21 protein-coding genes are annotated in these 18,736 nt (G+C 61.7%); 7 read left to right on the forward strand and 14 right to left on the reverse strand.

What is annotated here, in order from left to right:
* Positions 1 to 16 precede the first annotated feature (16 nt).
* On the reverse strand, positions 17 to 922 hold the full coding sequence (locus tag BMX27_RS03610; protein ID WP_090158488.1) for a cation diffusion facilitator family transporter: 906 nt from the start codon (positions 920 to 922) through the stop codon (positions 17 to 19).
* Positions 923 to 928: 6 nt separating this feature from the next.
* Positions 929 to 1,468, reverse strand: coding sequence for an SH3 domain-containing protein (locus BMX27_RS03615; RefSeq protein ID WP_090158489.1), 540 nt, complete (start codon positions 1,466 to 1,468; stop codon positions 929 to 931).
* 116 nt (positions 1,469 to 1,584) lie between these two features.
* Here BMX27_RS03615 and BMX27_RS03620 point away from each other — a divergent pair, with 116 nt between their 5' ends.
* Both BMX27_RS03620 and BMX27_RS03625 read left to right on the forward strand, forming a co-directional pair.
* Positions 1,585 to 2,571: a 2-hydroxyacid dehydrogenase gene (locus BMX27_RS03620; RefSeq protein ID WP_090158490.1), complete on the forward strand. Its 987-nt coding sequence runs from the start codon at positions 1,585 to 1,587 to the stop codon at positions 2,569 to 2,571.
* A 31-nt stretch (positions 2,572 to 2,602) separates the two neighbouring features.
* Complete coding sequence (locus tag BMX27_RS03625; RefSeq protein WP_090158491.1) at positions 2,603 to 2,911, forward strand: hypothetical protein; 309 nt, start codon at positions 2,603 to 2,605, stop codon at positions 2,909 to 2,911.
* Between the two features lie 69 nt (positions 2,912 to 2,980).
* Here BMX27_RS03625 and BMX27_RS16790 read toward each other — a convergent pair whose 3' ends face one another.
* The 4 genes from BMX27_RS16790 to BMX27_RS03640 form a co-directional block, all read right to left on the reverse strand.
* Positions 2,981 to 3,127, reverse strand: coding sequence for a hypothetical protein (locus BMX27_RS16790; protein WP_177172635.1), 147 nt, complete (start codon positions 3,125 to 3,127; stop codon positions 2,981 to 2,983).
* Between the two features lie 189 nt (positions 3,128 to 3,316).
* The gene (panB, locus tag BMX27_RS03630) at positions 3,317 to 4,126 is read right to left on the reverse strand and encodes a 3-methyl-2-oxobutanoate hydroxymethyltransferase (RefSeq protein WP_090158492.1); all 810 of its coding nucleotides are present in this window, start codon (positions 4,124 to 4,126) and stop codon (positions 3,317 to 3,319) included.
* Positions 4,123 to 4,965 carry a pantoate--beta-alanine ligase gene (panC, locus tag BMX27_RS03635; RefSeq protein WP_090158493.1) on the reverse strand — a complete coding sequence of 281 codons (843 nt, stop codon included), beginning with the start codon at positions 4,963 to 4,965 and terminating at the stop codon, positions 4,123 to 4,125. The genes panB and panC overlap by 4 nt, the downstream gene beginning before the upstream one ends.
* Positions 4,966 to 5,024: 59 nt before the next feature.
* Positions 5,025 to 5,663, reverse strand: a complete 639-nt coding sequence (locus BMX27_RS03640) for a DUF7002 family protein (protein WP_090158494.1) — start codon at positions 5,661 to 5,663, stop codon at positions 5,025 to 5,027.
* Between the two features lie 146 nt (positions 5,664 to 5,809).
* Here BMX27_RS03640 and BMX27_RS03645 point away from each other — a divergent pair, with 146 nt between their 5' ends.
* Positions 5,810 to 8,314 carry a GcvT family protein gene (locus BMX27_RS03645; protein ID WP_090158495.1) on the forward strand — a complete coding sequence of 835 codons (2,505 nt, stop codon included), beginning with the start codon at positions 5,810 to 5,812 and terminating at the stop codon, positions 8,312 to 8,314.
* Between the two features lie 80 nt (positions 8,315 to 8,394).
* Here the strand turns inward: BMX27_RS03645 and BMX27_RS03650 are convergent, their stop codons facing one another.
* Positions 8,395 to 8,754 carry a hypothetical protein gene (locus BMX27_RS03650; RefSeq protein ID WP_226748934.1) on the reverse strand — a complete coding sequence of 120 codons (360 nt, stop codon included), beginning with the start codon at positions 8,752 to 8,754 and terminating at the stop codon, positions 8,395 to 8,397.
* An 88-nt stretch (positions 8,755 to 8,842) separates the two neighbouring features.
* Here BMX27_RS03650 and BMX27_RS03655 point away from each other — a divergent pair, with 88 nt between their 5' ends.
* Positions 8,843 to 9,877, forward strand: coding sequence for a Hint domain-containing protein (locus BMX27_RS03655; protein ID WP_177172636.1), 1,035 nt, complete (start codon positions 8,843 to 8,845; stop codon positions 9,875 to 9,877).
* A 16-nt stretch (positions 9,878 to 9,893) separates the two neighbouring features.
* On the opposite strand, the gene BMX27_RS03660 is transcribed toward BMX27_RS03655, so the two are convergent.
* Both BMX27_RS03660 and BMX27_RS03665 read right to left on the reverse strand, forming a co-directional pair.
* The gene (locus BMX27_RS03660) at positions 9,894 to 10,964 is read right to left on the reverse strand and encodes an NAD(P)/FAD-dependent oxidoreductase (protein WP_090158498.1); all 1,071 of its coding nucleotides are present in this window, start codon (positions 10,962 to 10,964) and stop codon (positions 9,894 to 9,896) included.
* Positions 10,961 to 11,893 carry an aldo/keto reductase gene (locus BMX27_RS03665; RefSeq protein WP_090158742.1) on the reverse strand — a complete coding sequence of 311 codons (933 nt, stop codon included), beginning with the start codon at positions 11,891 to 11,893 and terminating at the stop codon, positions 10,961 to 10,963. The genes BMX27_RS03660 and BMX27_RS03665 overlap by 4 nt, the downstream gene beginning before the upstream one ends.
* A 169-nt stretch (positions 11,894 to 12,062) precedes the next feature.
* Between BMX27_RS03665 and BMX27_RS03670 the strand changes: the two genes are divergently transcribed.
* The 3 genes from BMX27_RS03670 (at position 12,063) to BMX27_RS03680 (ending at position 13,736) form a co-directional block, all read left to right on the forward strand.
* Positions 12,063 to 12,374, forward strand: coding sequence for a hypothetical protein (locus BMX27_RS03670; RefSeq protein WP_090158499.1), 312 nt, complete (start codon positions 12,063 to 12,065; stop codon positions 12,372 to 12,374).
* Between the two features lie 250 nt (positions 12,375 to 12,624).
* On the forward strand, positions 12,625 to 12,945 hold the full coding sequence (locus tag BMX27_RS03675; RefSeq protein ID WP_143056775.1) for a hypothetical protein: 321 nt from the start codon (positions 12,625 to 12,627) through the stop codon (positions 12,943 to 12,945).
* Positions 12,946 to 13,049: 104 nt separating this feature from the next.
* Positions 13,050 to 13,736, forward strand: a complete 687-nt coding sequence (locus tag BMX27_RS03680; protein ID WP_090158501.1) for a haloacid dehalogenase type II — start codon at positions 13,050 to 13,052, stop codon at positions 13,734 to 13,736.
* On the opposite strand, the gene BMX27_RS03685 is transcribed toward BMX27_RS03680, so the two are convergent.
* From BMX27_RS03685 to BMX27_RS03705, 5 genes are read right to left on the reverse strand one after another with little or no spacing between them, the layout of a single operon-like run.
* The gene (locus tag BMX27_RS03685) at positions 13,733 to 15,223 is read right to left on the reverse strand and encodes a mannitol dehydrogenase family protein (protein WP_256212383.1); all 1,491 of its coding nucleotides are present in this window, start codon (positions 15,221 to 15,223) and stop codon (positions 13,733 to 13,735) included. The two genes, BMX27_RS03680 and BMX27_RS03685, sit on opposite strands and share 4 nt — an antisense overlap.
* Positions 15,223 to 15,996 (reverse strand): L-iditol 2-dehydrogenase, encoded by a 774-nt coding sequence (locus tag BMX27_RS03690; protein WP_090158502.1) that lies wholly within the window; start codon positions 15,994 to 15,996, stop codon positions 15,223 to 15,225. Before BMX27_RS03690 ends, BMX27_RS03685 begins: the two co-directional genes overlap by 1 nt.
* Positions 15,993 to 16,997, reverse strand: coding sequence for an ABC transporter ATP-binding protein (locus BMX27_RS03695; protein WP_090158503.1), 1,005 nt, complete (start codon positions 16,995 to 16,997; stop codon positions 15,993 to 15,995). The genes BMX27_RS03690 and BMX27_RS03695 overlap by 4 nt, the downstream gene beginning before the upstream one ends.
* 12 nt (positions 16,998 to 17,009) lie before the next feature.
* A complete protein-coding gene (locus tag BMX27_RS03700) occupies positions 17,010 to 17,840 on the reverse strand; it encodes a carbohydrate ABC transporter permease (RefSeq protein ID WP_090158504.1) in 831 nt (276 codons plus the stop codon).
* 14 nt (positions 17,841 to 17,854) lie between these two features.
* Positions 17,855 to 18,733 (reverse strand): carbohydrate ABC transporter permease, encoded by an 879-nt coding sequence (locus BMX27_RS03705; protein ID WP_056033239.1) that lies wholly within the window; start codon positions 18,731 to 18,733, stop codon positions 17,855 to 17,857.
* Positions 18,734 to 18,736 lie beyond the last annotated feature (3 nt).

The following is an 18,736-nucleotide window of genomic DNA, read 5'->3' on the forward strand; positions in this document are numbered from 1 at the left end:
GTCCTCTCTGGGGTGTTCAACTGCGGGGATCGTCGGGATGGGGTTGGACGCCGCGCGGGTCCTTGTGGATCAGCACGTCGGCGCGCGGATAGGCCGCGATGATCGCGCGGCGCAGGGCCGCCCCGATGGCATGCGCCTCGTGCAGGGTCTGATCGCCGTCCAGTTCGATGTGCAGATTGACGAAAACGCGGCTGCCCGCGCGGCGCGTCTTGAGGTCGTGAAACCCGTGCACGCCGTCAAAATTGCGCGCAATCTCTGAAATGCCCGCGATCATGTCGGGATCGGCTTGCCTGTCCATCAGGGCATCCCACGCCTCTTTGCCGATGCGGATGGCACCGATGACGAGGATCAGCGCCGCGCCAAGGGCCACGACACTATCGACCTGTGCAAGACCCAGCGCTGACGAGGCCCAAAGTGCGACAAGGGCACCGACATTGGGGATCAAGTCACCGAGGTAGTGCAGGGAATCCGCCTTGACCACGGCGTTGCCGGTCCGTGCCGCGACCCTGCGTTGCCACAACACCAATGCCAGCGTCAGCACGATGGACAGTGCGATGATCGCCATGCCCGACCCTTCGTTTTCGGGCATCTGCGCATCGCCGCGCACCAGGCGCAGGATCGCAACCGTGGCGATCACGCCAGCCGAGGCGATGATGATCAGCGACTGACCTAGTGCTGCCAGATCCTCGGCCGAGGAATGACCGAAATTATGGTCGTCGTCGGCAGGTTTGGCCGCATAGGCAATCGCGGCCAGCGCGCCCAGCGACATCATGAGGTCCATCGCGGAATCGGCCAGCGTGGCGGCCACCGCCAATGACCCGGTTTCCCCAAGCGCCCAGAGTTTTGCGACAACCAGCGTGAGTGCGACGGCAGAGGACATCAGCCCTGCGGACAGGTTCAGGCGTGTGTCGCTGCGGCTCATGGTTGATTACTCTTTGGTCTCATCGGGATTGACACCCCAGATTGCGGCTTGTGGTGCCCAACCGCGATAGCCATCGGCATTCAGTTCGCACCAGTTTTGTTCACAGGCACCCAGTCTCGCGACGACGCCTTGTTCCAGATAGGCACGTTCGGATGCATTTGCATCGGGCTGGCTGTGCAGGGTCAGGACCTGTTCGGTCACAAGCGCGGTGCGCACGCCTGACAGCATCGTGTAGTGGACCCAGCCGCCCTGGCCATCGCGATCTATGACACGACGCCAGTGGCCGTATTCCGCGACGACCTGCAACGGCATGCCGCGCCGCTGGAACACCCAGTCGATCCGGTGGGTCAAAGATGGGCCGCGGCGCACATTGGCCTCGGACGCCTTGAGGCTGACGTAACGCGGCAAGGGCAGGTTCGTGACGGGTCCGGTCTGTGCCGCAGCGGCGGGGGCCGAGACAGGCACCACGTCTTGTGCCGCACCCTGCGTTGCCAGACATACTGCCAATGCGCTGGCCACGCCGCGCAACCACCCCGAGGTTCCCATATCCGCTATCCGCCTGCTGTCATTCGCTCTGTAGGCGCATCGGTTCTTGTGCCGCGCGTCCCTGACTGGCAACCTGCCACCGATGCGGTGCATTTGAAAGTGGGCAGGGGGGTCCGATGCCGGGTAAGAAGCTGAGTGTTGTCGTCACGCGACGGTTGCCCGAACCGGTCGAGACCCGGATGAAGGAACTGTTTGACGTCACCCTGCGCGAAAGTGACGAACCGATGACCCGCGAGGCGCTGGCCGCCGCCATGCAGGGGGCCGACGTCATCGTGCCGACCATTACGGACCAGATCGACGCGGCCCTGCTGGCGCAGGCCGGGGAACGGCTGAAACTGATCGCGAACTATGGGGCAGGGGTCGACAATATCGACGTCGCCACGGCCCGCCAGCGCGGCATTCTGGTGTCGAACACCCCCGGCGTGCTGACCGACGATACCGCTGACATGACGCTCGCGCTGATGCTGTCCGTCGTGCGGCGCATCCCCGAAGGCATGCGCATCGCCCAGGGCGAAAGCTGGGAAGGCTGGTCGCCGACCGCCAATCTGGGTGCGCGACTGGGCGGTCGCAGGTTGGGCATCCTTGGCATGGGGCGCATCGGTCAGGCCGTCGCACAACGTGCGCGCGCCTTTGGCATGCAGATCCACTATCATAACCGCAAACGCCTACGCCCCGAGGTCGAGAACCCTATCGAGGCGACCTATTGGGAAAGCCTCGACCAGATGGTCGCGCGGATGGATGTGGTATCGGTGAATTGTCCGCATACGCCGTCCACATTTCACCTGCTGAACGCGCGGCGGCTGAAACTGATGAAACCCAATGCCGTGATTGTGAATACTTCGCGGGGCGAGGTCATCGACGAAAACGCGCTGACCCGCGCGCTGCGTGCGGGCGAACTGGGCGGCGCGGGGCTGGATGTTTTCGAACGCGGCCATGAGATCAATCCCCGGCTCAAGGCGCTACCGAACGTGATCTTGTTGCCGCACATGGGATCCGCCACGATCGAGGGGCGGATCGAGATGGGCGAAAAGGTCCTGATCAACGTCAAGACGTTCGCCGACGGCCATCGTCCGCCCGACCTCGTCGTGCCGGGCCTGATGTGATAGACGTGTTCTGCAACCACCGGAGAAAACCATGTATCGCATGATGTCGGCCATTGGCCTGCTTGCATTGACCACCGCCTGCGCAGAGGTGCCGCCGACCCCGTTTGACGGACGTCAGATCAACCCTTCACGCCCGGCACCCGTGCAACCCATCTTGACCGCACCGCCCGTGTCGGCGATCCCGGAACCCGACCGGATCACCACCGGCCCCATCGGCGCGCCTGCCGTGCCGCGCCCCAGCACGAACGGCATGGCACCACCGCCCGTGGAAATCGGTGTGGTCGGCGCGCCGCCACCGCCACCACCGCCGCCCGCAGAAGACACGTCCGAGGACGCCTGACACAAGAAGGGACCGCCCAGCGGTCCCTTTTTCATTGGCCGAAAGGCCGCCGTATTTTTGAAAATGAGGTTACTGCACGCCTTCGGTGATGGCGACGTAGTTGCGCGTCGAAAACCGCAACATGTCGTTGTCGGCGCGACTGTTTACAGGCAGCGGCTGCGCACAGGCGGTCAGGCCCATCACGGCAGCCACCGCAATCAGGGTGGTGCGTTTCATACTGCTCTCCTCAGCCCGCCTCTGACGTGCGGTGCTGTGGATAAATTAGCATCAAACTGCGGCGGAAATAAGGCAAGCCGCCAAAAATTGGCCACATTTGCGCCCTGTACGCCCATGCGCCGACCGCAAATTTCCAGCAGGGCAGGGGTTTGCGGACCTGTACCCCCCGATCACTGTGGCAGCTGCGCCTCAGCGATAGATCTCTTCTTCGGTCGGAAAGGCGCGGTTTTTCACGTCCTCGGCGTAGCGCCGGACGGAATCCTCGATCATCGGACCCAGCTGGCCGTAGACCTTGACGAACTTGGGTGTCCAGGGGTTCAGGCCCAGCATGTCTTCCAGCACCAGGATCTGGCCATCGCAATCCTTGCTGGCCCCGATTCCGATGGTGGGAATGTCGATTTCGGTGGTGATCTTGGCGGCCAGCGGTTCGACCATGCCCTCCAGCACCACGGCGAATGCGCCGGCCTCTGCCACGGCGCGGGCGTCCTCGCGGTGCGCGTCCCAGCTGGATTCGTCGCGGCCCTGTGTCTTGAACCCGCCCATCACATGCGACGACTGCGGTGTCAGGCCGGTGTGCGCCATCACGGGAATACCGCGTTCCACGAGAAAGTGGATGGTTTCGGCCATGCGCGCGCCACCTTCCAGCTTGACCGCACCGCAGCCGGTTTCCTTCATGATCTTGGCGGCATTGCGGAACGCGACCTGCGGCGATTCCTCGTAGGTGCCGAATGGCATATCGACCACGATCAGCGCCTTTTGCGTGCCGCGCACCACGGCCTTGCCGTGCATGATCATCAGGTCCAGTGGCACGCCCACCGTGCTTTCCATGCCGTGCATCACCATGCCCAGACTGTCACCGACCAGAATGAAATCCGCGAATTTGTCCACGATGGCGGCCGTATGCGCGTGGTAGCTGGTCAGCGACACGATCGGTTCGCCGCCCTTGCGCTTGGCGATCTGCGGCACGGTGGTCCGGCGGATTTGGGCTTGGGTGCTCATGGTGTCATCTCCTTTTGGTCGATCAGCAGGACATCCCCGAACTGGGCGCTGATCATGATGCCAAGTGTATCTGTGGCCCGTCCGGACACGGGGGTAAAGGTCCGGGCGTCCACGACGTCGAGTCCAACCAGCGTGGCCTGCGGCACATCCGCGATCATCGCGCGGATGGCGTCTGTCGCATCCTCGATGGTGCCGCCAGCCTGGATGACCTGTTCTGCCGCCAGTAGCGCTCGGTGCAGCACGGGCGCCGCTGCGCGATCATCCGGCGTCAGCCGCACGTTGCGCGACGACATCGCAAGGCCGTCCGCCTCGCGCACGGTGGGCACACCGTGCACGGTGGTCGGCATCGACAGATCATGGGCCATGCGGCGGATCACGGCGAGCTGCTGATAATCCTTTTCACCGAAATAAGCGGCGTCCGCCCCGATGATGTTGAAAAGCTTGGTCACGATGGTCGCCACGCCGCGAAAATGGCCGGGGCGGACGGCCCCGTGCAGAATGTTGGCCAGATGTGTGGTTTCGACGATTGTTTCGGACCCCGCCGGATACATCGTGTCCACGTCCGGCATGAACACCGCCGCCACCCCGGCGGCCTGCAACATCGCAAGGTCGGCCTGTTCGGTGCGGGGGTATTTTTCCAGATCGGACGGGTCGCCAAACTGCGTGGGATTCACGAAAATCGTCGCAATCACGTTGGCATGGTCCGCCTGCGCCGCCGCAACCAGTGCCATGTGCCCCGCATGCAATGCACCCATCGTGGTGACCAGACCGACACTGCCTGCATCGCGCAATGCGGCAGCGGCGCTGCGCATCTCGGCAATCGTTTTGCAGATCAACATCCCGTGGCCCCCCATCCGTGCCGCGTTTCTAGGCGGCGGCGGTCAGCGGGGCAAGCGGGTCAACCGACAACGGACAGCACATCGGGATCGACGAGCATTGCCAGCAGATCGTCGCGCGGCAGATCACAGGTCAGGCTGACCTCCGACACGCTGTCGCTGCTCTTGCGCAACCCGCGCCTGACCCGGTTGCCGCGAAAACGGTCGACGGTTCCGGTGACGGGGCTGTAGATCCACAGCCCCCTTGTGGCGGGTTTGCGCCGCGCGGCACCGGTGTTGATCGGCGCAAGGAACAGGTGATCGGCGCAGGCATCGAATATCCGACCACTGTCGATCCGCAACAGCGTCAGATCACCCATCTGCGACAGGCTGCCGACAAAGGCGGCGGGTGCCTTGCGCGGCCAAAAGAAGATCCGTTCGTCCAGTTGCAGCGCCCAGTCCTGCAGGGTTCCACCGGTCAGAAAATCCTTGTCGCGGCCCGCCAGCAGGGGACGCTGGTGGTTCAGGGTCACGGGGCCGTGCCCCAACACGATCGTTTCGGGGTCGCGCCGCAGCGCCAGATCAACCGGGTTCAGCCCCACCGCACGCGCCACGGCGGCAGGCCGCATCAGCCCTGCGGCGGCGATGCCGGGCAGGTTGCTGGTCAGCGTGGCGTGAAACAGCACTGGTCCAGCCAATTTGATGAATGCATCGCGGTCCATCTGGTCAGTCTAACGCAGCCCGCACACACCACCTACAGCCATTGTGCGACGCAGGTCGGTTTCCTGCTATAATCTGTCGGATGGTTCCCGCACAGCCTGACCGTCTGGGGCATATGTGACGGGAATATCGTGCAAGGAATACTGCCATGAAAACGTCTGTCAAAGCTCTGGTCGTCGGTGGCGGTGCTGTCGGCACTTCGATCGCCTATCACCTGGCCGCTGCGGGCTGGGACGACGTGATGTTGCTGGAACGGGACGAGCTGACATCGGGGTCGACATGGCACGCCGCCGGTCTGCTGCCCTATTTCAACATGAGCTATGCGACGACCCACATTCACGACTATTCGATCAAGTTCTACAAGACGCTGGAGGAAGAGACCGGCCTGAACGCCGGTTTTGCCGTCGTGGGCAACCTGCGCATGGCCCAGACCCAAGAGCGGATGGAGGAATTCCAGCTTTATGCCTCGACCGCCGAAACGGTGGGCGTGCCATATGTTTTCATGACCCCCGACGAGATCAAGGCGAAATGGCCGTTGATCGAAACTTCCGACCTCAAGGGTGCGCTGTATCACACCCAGGACGGCTACATTAATCCTGCCGATGTGACGATGGCGATGGCCAAGGGCGCGCGCCAGCGTGGGGTCGAGATCGTGCGCAAGTGGCAGGCCGATGGGTTCAACTGGAACGGCACCGCGTGGGAGGTCACCTGCACCAAGATGGTGGAAAAGGGCGGCAACCTGATTCCGTCAGACGAACAGATCGTCATCACCGCCGAACATGTGGTCACCGCATCAGGCAACCACGCGCAGCGCACGGCGAAAATGCTGGGCATCAAGATTCCCGCGATCCCCGTCGAACACCAATTCATCGTGATGGATACGGACCCCGCGCTGGTTGATTTCCGCAAGGACAACCCCGAACACCCCGTCATCCGCGACGCCGACGCCCAATCCTATGTGCGCGAGGAACGCGGCGGCTGGATCTTGGGCGTGTATGAACCCAATGCGCCTGCACGTTTCGAATACGGCGTCCCCGACAGTTTCCGCGCGGACCTGTTCGAACTCGACCTCGAACGGATCGAGGAACAATACATGGCGATGATCCACCGGATTCCATCCTGCGAGGAATCGGGCCTGAAGAACGATTTCAACGGTCCCATCTGCTATACCCCTGACGGCAATCCACTGGTCGGCCCGGCCCCCGGACTGCACAACATGTGGCTGGCCGAAGGCTTCAGCTTTGGCATCACGGCGGCGGGTGGCACGGGCTACTACCTTGCGCAGATGATGGTGCAGGGCGAGGCAGAGATCGACATGGCGTCGCTAGATCCCAAACGCTACGGCGACTGGATGACGACCGAATGGGCCGCCCGCAAGAACGAGGAAGCCTACGAACACGTCTATATCCTGCACCACCCGGACGAGGAACGGCCCGCCTGCCGTCCGCTGCGCACCACGCCTGCCTATGACCGGCAAAAGGCGCGCGGCGCGCAATTCGGCTGGGTCAACGGCTGGGAACGCCCGAACTATTTCGGCCCCCTCGATGCGCCTGAAAATTTCGACCACGACGCGCGGTCGTTCCGCCGTGGTGGCTGGTGGCAATACGCCGTGGATGAGGCCCGCGCGATCCGCGAGGGCGTCGGCCTGATCGACGCCTCCGCCTTTACCAAGCACCGCATCAGCGGGCCGGGTGCGACTGCGTTTCTGGATTGGTTCACCACCAACAAACTGCCCAGCGTGGGCCGTATCAACCTGACCTATGCGCTGACCGACCACGGCACCACGCGCACCGAATACACCATCGCCCGGATTGCAGAGGATGATTATTACCTGATCTCTGCCGGGGCGTGGACCGCCTATGATCAGGATTACCTGTACAAGGCGATCATGGCGAACGAGGACCGGTTTGGCCGGATCAATGAACAAGAGGTGACGACGCAGTGGGGTGTCTTTGCCATCGCTGGCCCGAAATCCCGCGACGTGCTGCAATCCATCATCAAGGACGCGGACCCCGCGACCGTTCTGTCAAACAAGCGTTTTCCGTGGCTGTCCGTGCGCGACATCGAATTGGGCATGTGTCCAGTGCGCGCCATCCGCGTCGCCTATACGGGCGAGTTGGGCTGGGAATTGCACCACCCGATCGAAATGCAGAACTATCTGTTTGATCTGCTGGAAAAGGCAGGCGCGGAACACGGCATGAAACTGGTCGGCGCGCGGGCGCAGAACTGGCTGCGGCAGGAAAAATCCTATCGCGCATTCGGCAACGAGTTGGGTCGCGACGCCACCCCGCTGGAGGCTGACTTGCCGCGCTTTGTCGATCTGAACAAGGATTTCAACGGCAAGCAGGCGATGCTGGACAAGGGCATCCGGTCCAAATGCGTCACGCTGCTGATCGACGGCCCCGACGATGCCGACCCTTGGGGCCGCGAGGTGCTCTATGCTGGTGACACTCGCGTGGGGCGTCTAACGTCGGGCGGCTATTCGGTGCATTTCAACAAGAGCATCGGCATGGGCTACGTCCACCCTGACCATGCAACCGTGGGCACGCGTTTGCAGGTCAAGATGTTCGACCGGCTGTGGCCCTGCGAAATCGTCGAGGACAGCCCCTACGACCCCGAGAACAAGACGATCCGCAAGAATATCGCGGATTGATCCGCAAAGGTTCATGAGGGGTTAAATCGACCCCGACCCTTTGGAATCGCCTCATTTTAGCCCTGATTGCCAGTTGGCAATCAGGGTTTTTTGCGGTTTTTCCAGCGCTCGGCCCGCCTGCGCATGGCGATCAGGAATCCCGCCACGGGCCTGCGCAGCCGTGGCACATCGACCGACAGCAACAGCAGGCCGACCGGGATCATCCACAGCCCGAAAATCGGCAGGATGGCGAGGAATCCGCCCAGAATGAACAGGATGCCGACCGGCACGCGCACCAGCGTCCAGCCCGGTCGGCTGAGGGTCTGCACGATACGGCCAAGGACGGGGCTATAGCGGCGCAGCCAGGCGAACTGCCGTTCGAGACGCGCGCGCTCTCTTTTCACCGGTGACAGGAATCGGATCTGTCTGGGTGGCTTTTGCGATGGGGGACGGTCGGACACGCTGCCTTATTCTTTCCCAATACGGAACAATGATGAGCCATGCCGGGCATAGATGATGCAGATCGAACCAAATCTGGGGAGTGGCATCATGGCATTCATTTCGGCGATCACATATCCCAAGACCGTGCCAATGGCGACACCCGCCGTGGGCCAGGTGCAGATCACCGCCGCACCCGCCGACCTTGCGCGTCTGGACGCATTGTCACTGGCGATTTACCGCGACGATGGGACGCTGGCAGCCGGACTGTCGCTGTCCGAACAGGACGGCGTGATCGACCCCGATACAGGTTGGACCGCATGGAACATCGCAGCACCACTTCAGGTGCCCGGTGATGCGGCACGGGCTGTTGCGCTGATCGACGCAGGCAATGCGAACCCGGTGTTATGCTTTTATGCGCCCCATGGTCCCGTGACAGCCGTCGATGGTCCTGCTGCAGGCACCGATGCGATGGTGCTCTTGCCAGCGACAGATGAAAAAATCACCTTTGACGGGTACGGCAACCGTCTGGATGTCCCGCATGATGATGCCAGCGCACCAGTTTCCCTGACCAGCGGCACGATGATCGACACCCCCGAGGGCCCAAGACTGATCGACGATCTGGCCGTCGGTGACCTTGTGTTGACCTGGGACGGGACGGCACAGCCCATTCGGTTGATCCAAAAGCGCCGCATCGCCGGTGACGATCTGCGCAACCGCCGGACATTCTGGCCTGTCTGCATTCAGGCCGGCGCGTTGGGGTTCGGTTTACCGCATCGCAATCTGTGGGTCAGTCCGCAGCACCGGATGCTGTTTCAGAACATCAAGGTGTCACTGATGTTCGGCGAGGATGCGGTTTTTGTCCGGGCCAAATCCATGGCGGCCACGTTCGAGCAGATCTACGTTGACAGCGGACTGACCGAAGTCACGTATTTCAACCTGATTTTCGATCGCCACGAGGTCATTTTTGCCGAAGGGTCGGCGACAGAAAGCTTTCATCCCGGATCAGAGAGTGTTGCGACACTGTCGCCCGATGCGCGGCAAGAATTGTTCGCCGTCTTTCCCGAATTGCGGATCGGCGGGGGCAATCAGGATGCTGATTTCACCACGTTGCGCAGTTGGGAACTGATGGCCTGCGTGGCCTGAGCAAAGCCATTTGCACTTATCGGCTGAACCGCGCGGGCGACAACTGTGCTGCGACCTCTGCCCCGATGGCGGGCGTGCGTTCGGCTACGACATCCGCGATGTGCTGTCCCGCGGCAGGTGACGATTGCACGCCATAACCGCCCTGACCCGCGCACCAGATGAATGATGGGTCCGCCGTATCGCGCCCCAGCACCAGTGACCGGTCGGGGGCAAAGGTCCGCAGTCCGGCCCATGTCGCGATCGGGCGTGTGACCTCGACCGTGACGGCGTCCTGATATCGTGCGAGGCCTTCTGCCAGAACCATGTCATCGGGCCAGGCGTCCATCGGCGCGACCGGGTCCTCTTCTGCCGGGGACACTAGCAACGCGCCTGCGTCGGGTTTGGCGTACCAGCTTTCGCCGGGGCCAAAGATCATCGGCCAATGGCGCAGGTCGTGGCCGCCGGGTGCGGCCAGCCGCGCCATGGACCGGCGTAGCGGCGTCAGGCCCAGCGGTGCAATCCCGGCAATCTGCGCGATCTGGTCGGCCCAGGCACCGGCTGCGTTCACGATGACGGGGGCTGTCAGCACGTCACCGCCGATCTCCATGCGCCAGCCAGCGGAGGTCTTTGTGATCTGTGACACCTCTGCGCCGGTTTGGACCGTGCCGCCGTTGGCGCGAATTTGCTTGATCCATGTCTGCATCAGCAGATCGGTGTCGATGTCCTGCGCCCCGTCAAAATGTGCGGCGCGGGTGATGGCTGACGACAGGATCGGCACAAGGGCACGGGCGTCGTCCATCGAGATTTCCGACAGGTTCATGTCGAGGATATCGGCGGAAAATTGATCGGCCTCGTGGTCCTGTGCCACGATCATCAGACCGCGCGGGGATAACACGCCAAGCGCTGCATGGGCCTCACGGCTGGCGCGGTTCAGCGCGCGGGTCGTGGGTTTGCCGTAGTTCTCCTCGAACAGCGCGGCAGAACGGCCAGAGCTGTGATAGCCCGTCTGCTTTTCCCGTTCCAGCAACGTCACTTTGACCGTTTCAGACAGGGCAGCGGCAGCGGACAGGCCAGCGACTCCTCCGCCAATCACGATCACATCGGTCATGGCACTTCCTCCAGTCGGTCAGTTGCGGGCGGCGGTGTCGGTGATAATGCGGTAATGCGGTCATACAGCACGTCATCCATGACAAAATGCTGTGCCGCCAGCGAGGGAGCCAGTTGTTCTGTCGATTTCGCCGAAATGATGGGTGAAATGCCGGTCCGGCGTGCGACCCATGCCACAGCCAGTGTGGCGGGGTCGGTGCCGATGTCGCGTGCGATGTCCGCCAGACCCGCGGCGGCGGCATGCATCCAGTCTTGTCCGTAGCGTGCGGCATACATCTGGTCGGTGCTCAGCCGTCCGGTTTCCCCGCGGGCGTATTTTCCCGTCAGCAAACCACCGCCAAGGGGGGAATAGGTGCAGGCCAACATCCCCTGATCGGCTGCCATGGGCAGGATTTCGACCTCTGCCTGACGCTTCACAATGTTGTACATGGGTTGAAGCACATCAATCCGGGTGCCCAGCTGTGCACAAACGGCCTGTGCCTTCATCACTTGCCAGGCGGCGTAATTGGAAACGCCGATGTGACGGATCACGCCGTTTTGTTGCAGCTCGGCCAAGGTGGCAAAGGTTTCGGCCAGATCGGTGTCGGGGTCCCAGCGATGCAGATACAACAGGTCGACACTGTCGAGTTTCAGTTGGCTGCGGCTAATGTCCATCTGACGCAGGATGTTGGACCGGCCACATCCGCCTGTGTAACCTACTTTGGTTGCTAGGAAAATTGCGTCTCGTTCAGCGCTGGCCATAGGTCCCAGCAGCGTTTCCGAGGCCCCGTCGGTGTAGCGGACGGCGGTGTCAAAGTGGTTCACACCTGCGTCGCGCGCGGCATCATACATGCCGCGGCTGGCGGGCGGATCGGCCCGGCCACCAAATTGCATTGTTCCGAACGTCAGTGCGGAAAGTAGCGTTCCATCACGTGTTTGTAAGGCTGTCATGGGTTTTGTGTGACATGCCTGTGTCACAAAAAACAGGGGCTTTGTTCCGTTCATTTTTGCACACAAGGCTGTCTAGTACTGATGGGTATCGTATTTTCGATAGGCACCCTAATTGCCATTCACAACGACGGCCTACCCGCCGCCGACCAATTCAAATTAGGAGAAGACCATGAAAAACGTAATCAAATCCGCCCTGATCGTCGCAACCGTTGCACTGTCCGCAACTGCTGCATCCGCTGCATCCACACCGCTGCTGCCGGTCGAGCGTTTCGTCGTGTCCAACGAGAACCGCGCGAACTTTGACGCCAACCTGTCCACGCTGGGTATCGAACTGCGCCCCGGCCAGGTGCTGACTGGCGAAGAGCGTGACGACGCCGTTCGCATCATGAATTCGGGCATCTACGACGAGACCAAGATCCAGCTGATCCGCGCGCTCTATGCCGACGACGAGGCCGTGATCCAGTCGAACGGTCTGTACTAGGCCAGCTACAAACCCCGTTCCTCCACGGTGGTTTGTCTGCGAAAGGCCTGTCCATGATGGACAGGCCTTTTTGCTGTCCGGGCGCGCGCAAGCAGGGATCAGCAGGTGCGACGGTGTAAAAGTAGTTCCGTGCATAAATGCACAAAAAAATAGGCAGTACTGATGGGTATCAAATTTTTGCACGGTACCCTATCTCTATTCCACAAGGACGACGCTGATGTCGCCACTGAATAGAACTTTGGAGAAGACCATGAAAAACGTAATCAAATCCGCCCTCATCGTTGCAACCGTTGCACTGTCCGCAACCGCCGCAACCGCCGCATCCGCCGCATCCACGCAGTTGCTGCCGGTCGAGCGTTTCGTTGTGTCCAACGAGAACCGCGCAAACTTTGACGCGAACCTGGCTACGCTGGGCATTGCGCTGCGCCCCGGCGAGGTCCTGACCGGCGAAGAGCGTGACGATGCCGTCCGCATCATGAACTCGGGCATCTACGACGAGACCAAGACCCAGCTGATCCGCGCACTCTATGCCGACGACGAGGCCGTCATCCAGTCGAACGGCCTGTACTAAGCCGCAACCGGCCTGTCCGGATTGTGAACACAAGGCTCGCCCTTCGGGGCGGGCCTTTTTATTTGTCCGATGCCATGCCATCGTTTTCCCGACTGGAGGATCACATGGCTGACCATATTCTTGTTTTCGACGTGAATGAGACCTTGCTGGATCTGACGACGCTGGAGCCGCTGTTCGCGGGGCTGTTCGGTGATCCGGCGATGATGCGGCAATGGTTCGCCCATCTCATCCTGTATTCAGAGGCAATGACCCTGTCGGGTGAATATGCGCCCTTTGGCACATTGGCCCAAGGCACCTTGCGCATGATGGGCGAAACGCAGGGCGTGTCTGTCGGCGATGCCGATGCCGCGGAACTGGTGCATCTGCTGACCAACATGCCGGCCTGCGACGACGTGATTCCGGCGCTGACCCGGTTGCAAGAGGCAGGCGTGCGCATGGTGACGCTGACGAATTCGCCCCCCACCGACAGTCCGACCCCCATGGAAAAGGCCGGCATCGCCCATTTTTTCGAGGCGCATTACAGCGTGCACAGCGTCGGAAAATTCAAACCGCATCCCGATTGTTACCGGCTTGTGTCCGAATCCCTGGATGTGCACATCGCCTCCTTGTGTCTGGTTGCCGCACATCTGTGGGACACCATGGGCGCGCAGGGGGCCGGGGCCAGCGGTGCATTCATCACGCGGACGGGCAACGCGATGCTGCCGTCGGACGGCATCGCGCAACCGACCTATGTGGCCCCTGACCTTGGTGCATTCGCGGACCAGTGGCTGGCCCTGCAGGGTATCGTCTAGCGGGACAGATAGGCGTCGATCGTCGCAGCCGCCCCGTCGGCCCAAAGCTGATTGAGCCAGTTTCCAAAGGCATTCGCGAACAGTGGATTGTCGCCCAGTTCGCCATAAAAACCGTCTTGTGCCAGCCAGACCTGGGGATCGTGGCGGGTGGCCTGCGCTGCATCGACCAAGCTGTCCCATAGCGGATCATTGGGCGCGATCTGGCTGCCGTCCTCACGGGTGCCGGCACACATACGTGCCCACAATGCCTCGGTCAGGGCCAGACCCTGGATGTCTCCACCTGCTGCCAGCGCGTCGCGCAGGGTCGGCAGGACGAAACCGGGGTGACGCGACGAGCCGTCGAATGCGACACGCCGCGTCGTGTCGCGAATCTTGGGGTTCGCGAACCGCGTTTCAATAAGCGCGAGGTATTTCGCAGCGGGCATGCCGTCGACCGCATCGACATAGGGGATGATCCCCGTGGTCTGCACCTTGCGAAAGAAGGCGGCGATCCGCGGATCGTCCATGCAGTCCGCGATGGTCTGGTGACCGATGATTTCGCCCACGTTCGCCAGCACCTGATGGCCCGCGTTCAGAATCCGGATTTTCATGCTTTCGTACGGATGCACGTTGTCGGTCATCGTGGCACCGGCGGCGGCCCAGTCCGGGCGGCCCGCACAAAAATGATCCTCGATCACCCATTGGCGGAAATTTTCGTGGGTAACGGGGGCCGCGTCGTCGATGCCGAGATCCTGCACGATGCTGCGTTCGGCGTCGCCCGTTGCGGGAACGATGCAGTCGACCATCGCATCCGGAAACGCGCCCTGCGTGTCGATCCAATCGGCTAGATCCGGGTCCGACAACCGGGCAAGACCGACCACGGTCTGCCGCAGGATTGCGCCATTGCCTTGCAGGTTGTCGCAGCACATCGCGGTAAAGGGTGGGTGCCCCGCCGTGCGGCGCGCCCGTAGTGCTGCCACCATCGCGCCAAAGGCGGTGCGGGGCGTTGCAGGATGGGCAGCATCGTGTTTCAGGTCGGCATGTCCGGTGTCCAGTCCGCCGTCCGCGCGGCGGTAATATCCGCCCTCGGTCACGGTCAGGGACACGATCCGGATCGCGGGATCGGACATGGTGGCAATCAGTTGCGCGTTGTCCTCCTCGATCGGCAAAAAATCGATCATCGCGCCAGTCACCTCGGCCGAAATACCGGCGGGGTCCAGCTCGATCAGCGTATTCAGGCAGTCCTGCGCCAGCAGGCGGTCGCGCATCGCCGCATCACCCGGACGCACACCTGCGCCAATGATCGCCCAGTCATGGGCCTGACCCTGTTGCATCAGACGGTGCAGATACCAAGCCTGATGCGCACGGTGGAAATTGCCCAGACCGATATGCACGATGCCCGGCGTCAGCGCGGACCGGTCGTAGGTCGGCCTTACGATTGCTTGCGGCAGGTCGGCCAGCGTCGCATTGCTCAGTTTCATGGCGCGGTGTCCTTGTGCGTCTTTCATCAGCTCATCCAGTTGCCGCCGTCGACGTTATACGTCTGGGCGACGATGTATTCCGCCTCGGCACTGGCGAGAAAGATCGCCATGCCGGTCAGGTCGTCGGCGGTGCCCATGCGGCCAAAGGGAACGGCATTGCCGACCTCTTTTTTCTTTTGTCCGGGGGCCTTGTTTTCGTGTTTGGCAAAGAACGCATCGACGCCGTCCCAGTGTTCGCCATCGACGACACCGGGCGCGATGGCGTTCACATTGATGCCGTGCTGGATCAGGTTCAGGCCTGCCGATTGCGTCAGGCTGATGACGGCGGCCTTGGTCGCGCAATAGACGGCGACTAGGGATTCGCCGCGCCGCCCGGCCTGGGATGCCATGTTGATGATATTGCCGCGAATGCCACGGTCGATCATGTGCTGGGCGACAGCCTGCATGGTGAACAAACAGCCGCTGACGTTGATCGCAAAGGCGCGGTCATAATCGGCACGGGTGATTTCGGCGATCGGTGCTGCGGTAAAAATGGCGGCGTTGTTGATCAGAATGTCGATCTGGCCCAAGCGATCGACGGTTTCCGCCACACCGGCGTCGATGCTGGCCTGATCGGATACGTCCAGTTTGACGGCTATGGCGGCATCACCGATCTGGTCCGCCGCGGCCTGCGCACGGGCAAGGTCGATGTCGGCAATGGCGACACGCGCGCCTTCGGCGACGTAGGCCCGTGCAAAGGCCAGCCCGATGCCGCGCGCGGCACCGGTGATTAATGCTGTTTTTCCCTCTAGTCGTTTCATGCGATCCGCAGCCCCGCTTTGTCAAAGCGATGGAATTCGTCCATGCGAGGCGACAGGTGGATGGTGTCGCCGTGCCGCAGGCTGATGTCGCCGATGGCGCGCACGGTCAGGGTTTCGGCCAGCCCCGTGTTGTGGATGTGGAAAAACGTATCCGACCCAAGGTGTTCTGCCACGCCGACGGTGCCCTGCCAGACGCCGTCCGATTGCACGACGTCGATGTGTTCGGGACGGATACCGATGGTATGGGCGTTGTGCTTGTCCGCTTCTGGTCCTGTCAGCAGGTTCATTTTCGGCGACCCGATGAACCCTGCGACAAAGGTGTTGCGCGGCGCGCGATACAGTTCCAGCGGCGATCCGACCTGTTCGATCACACCGGCCTGAAGCACGACGATCTTGTCCGCCATGGTCATCGCCTCGACCTGATCGTGGGTCACATAGATCATCGTGGTGTCGAGCTTCTTGTGCAGTTCGGAAATTTCCATCCGCATGCCCACACGTAGGGCGGCGTCAAGGTTGGACAGTGGTTCGTCGAACAGGAATGCCGAGGGTTCGCGGACGATGGCGCGACCAATGGCGACACGTTGGCGCTGGCCACCTGACAACTGCCCCGGACGGCGGTCCAGATAGGCGGTCAGGTTCAGCACGGATGCCGCCCCTTCGACGCGGCGATCGATTTCCGCCAGGTCCATCTTGGCCATTTTCAGCGGAAACGCGATGTTCTTGCGCACCGACATATGCGGGTAAAGGGCGTAGGACTGGAACACCATCGCAAGGCCGCGCTTGGCCGGAACCAGTGTCGTCGCATCCTTGCCGTCGATTTCGATGTGACCAGAGGTGATGTCCTCCAACCCGGCAATCAGGCGCAGCAGGGTGGATTTGCCGCAACCTGACGGTCCGACGAAGACCGTGAATTCCCCGTCGTGGATCGTCAGGTCGAGTGGCGGAATGACCTCGGCGTCGCCAAAGCGTTTCGTCACTTGCTTGAGTTCGATTTTTCCCATGAGTCCGGGTCCTTATTTCACTGCGCCGAATGTCAGGCCGCGTACAAGTTGTTTCTGGCTGAACCAGCCAAGGATGAGGATCGGCGCGATGGCCATTGTCGAGGCCGCGCTGAGTTTCGCGTAGAACAGACCCTCGGGGCTGGAATAGCTGGCGATAAAGGCCGTCAGCGGTGCCGCCTTGGCCGCCGTCAGGTTGAGGGTCCAAAACGCCTCGTTCCAAGCAAGGATGAAGTTCAGCAACAGGGTCGATGCAATGCCGGGGATCGCCATTGGTGTCAGCACATACAGGATTTCTTCCTTGAGGCTGGCGCCGTCCATGCGGGCCGCCTCCAGGATCTCGCCCGGGATCTCCTTGAAGTAGGTGTAAAGCATCCAGACGATGATCGGCAGGTTGATCAACATCAGGATGACCACCAGCGCGATGCGGCTGTCCAGCAATCCCAGTTCGATGCAGATCAGATAGATCGGATACAGAACCCCCACGGCCGGCAACATCTTGGTCGAGAGCATCCAGAGCAGGATGTCCTTGGTCCGGCGACTGGGCACGAATGCCATCGACCAGGCGGCCGGCACCGCGATCAGCACACCCAGAACAGTGGACCCGCCTGCGATGATGACCGAATTCCACAGGAAACGCATGTAGTTGGACCGTTCCTGCACGACCGCATAGTTTTCCAGCGTCCAGTCAAAGAACAGGAACACCGGTGGATCGCTGATCGCCTGCGCCTCTGTCTTGAAGCTGGTCAGGATGGTCCAGAGGATCGGAAAGAAGATCGTGAAACCGATGGCCCAGGCCGCGGCTGTGGTGATGATCTTGCGGCGGGTTGTGGTCGAGCGTGCCATGTTCTGATCCTCCCTTATGTATCGAGGTTCTTGCCGACGATGCGCATCAGAAAGATCGCAACGATATTGGCAAGGATGATGGCATAGACACCGCCTGCGGACCCCAGGCCCACGTTCTGGCTTTCCAGCACGCGCTGAAAGATGAGGTAGGTCAGTGTCCGGGACCCAAAGGCACCGCCGGTTGTGACAAAGATTTCCGCAAAGACGGACAGCAGGAAAATCGTCTGGATCAGGATCACGATGGTCACGGCACGGCTGAGGTGCGGCAGAACGATATGGCCAAAGCGAGCCAGCGGTGATGCGCCGTCCATTTCGGCTGCCTCCAGCTGTTCACTGTCCAGCGATTGAATGGCGGTCAGCAGAATGAGGGTGGCAAAGGGCAACCACTGCCAGCTGACGATCAGGATGATCGAGGGCAGGGATGCCTCGCTGAGCCATGACACGGGTTCAGCGCCAAACAGTCGCCACAGGTGCGAAAACAATCCGTTGTTGGCGTCCATGAACATGTTTTTCCAGACCAGTGCGGACACGGTCGGCATGACGAAAAAGGGCGCGATGACAAGGATGCGGACAATGCCCTGGCCCCACATCGGCTGGTCCAGCAGCATCGCAAGCAGGATGCCGAGGCAGACGGTGATGACCAGAACGCCGCCCACGATGATCAGCGTGGTGATGACCGATGGCCAGAACGCGCTGGATGACACGAACCGCACGTAGTTTTCGAAACCGACCCATTCGAGGCCGTTTTCCCAGCGGTCGCCGCGCAGCGGCAGGAATTTCTTGAACGAAAAGAACAGGGTCAGGACGAGAGGAATCAGCATCCAGCCCAGTAGCAGGATCACTGCGGGTGCCATCATCATCCGCGCGGCAGAGCGGGAAGCCTTGGTCGCCATGAA

This window comes from Loktanella sp. DSM 29012 (assembly GCF_900110705.1).
Taxonomy (GTDB): Bacteria; Pseudomonadota; Alphaproteobacteria; order Rhodobacterales; family Rhodobacteraceae; genus Loktanella; species Loktanella gaetbuli.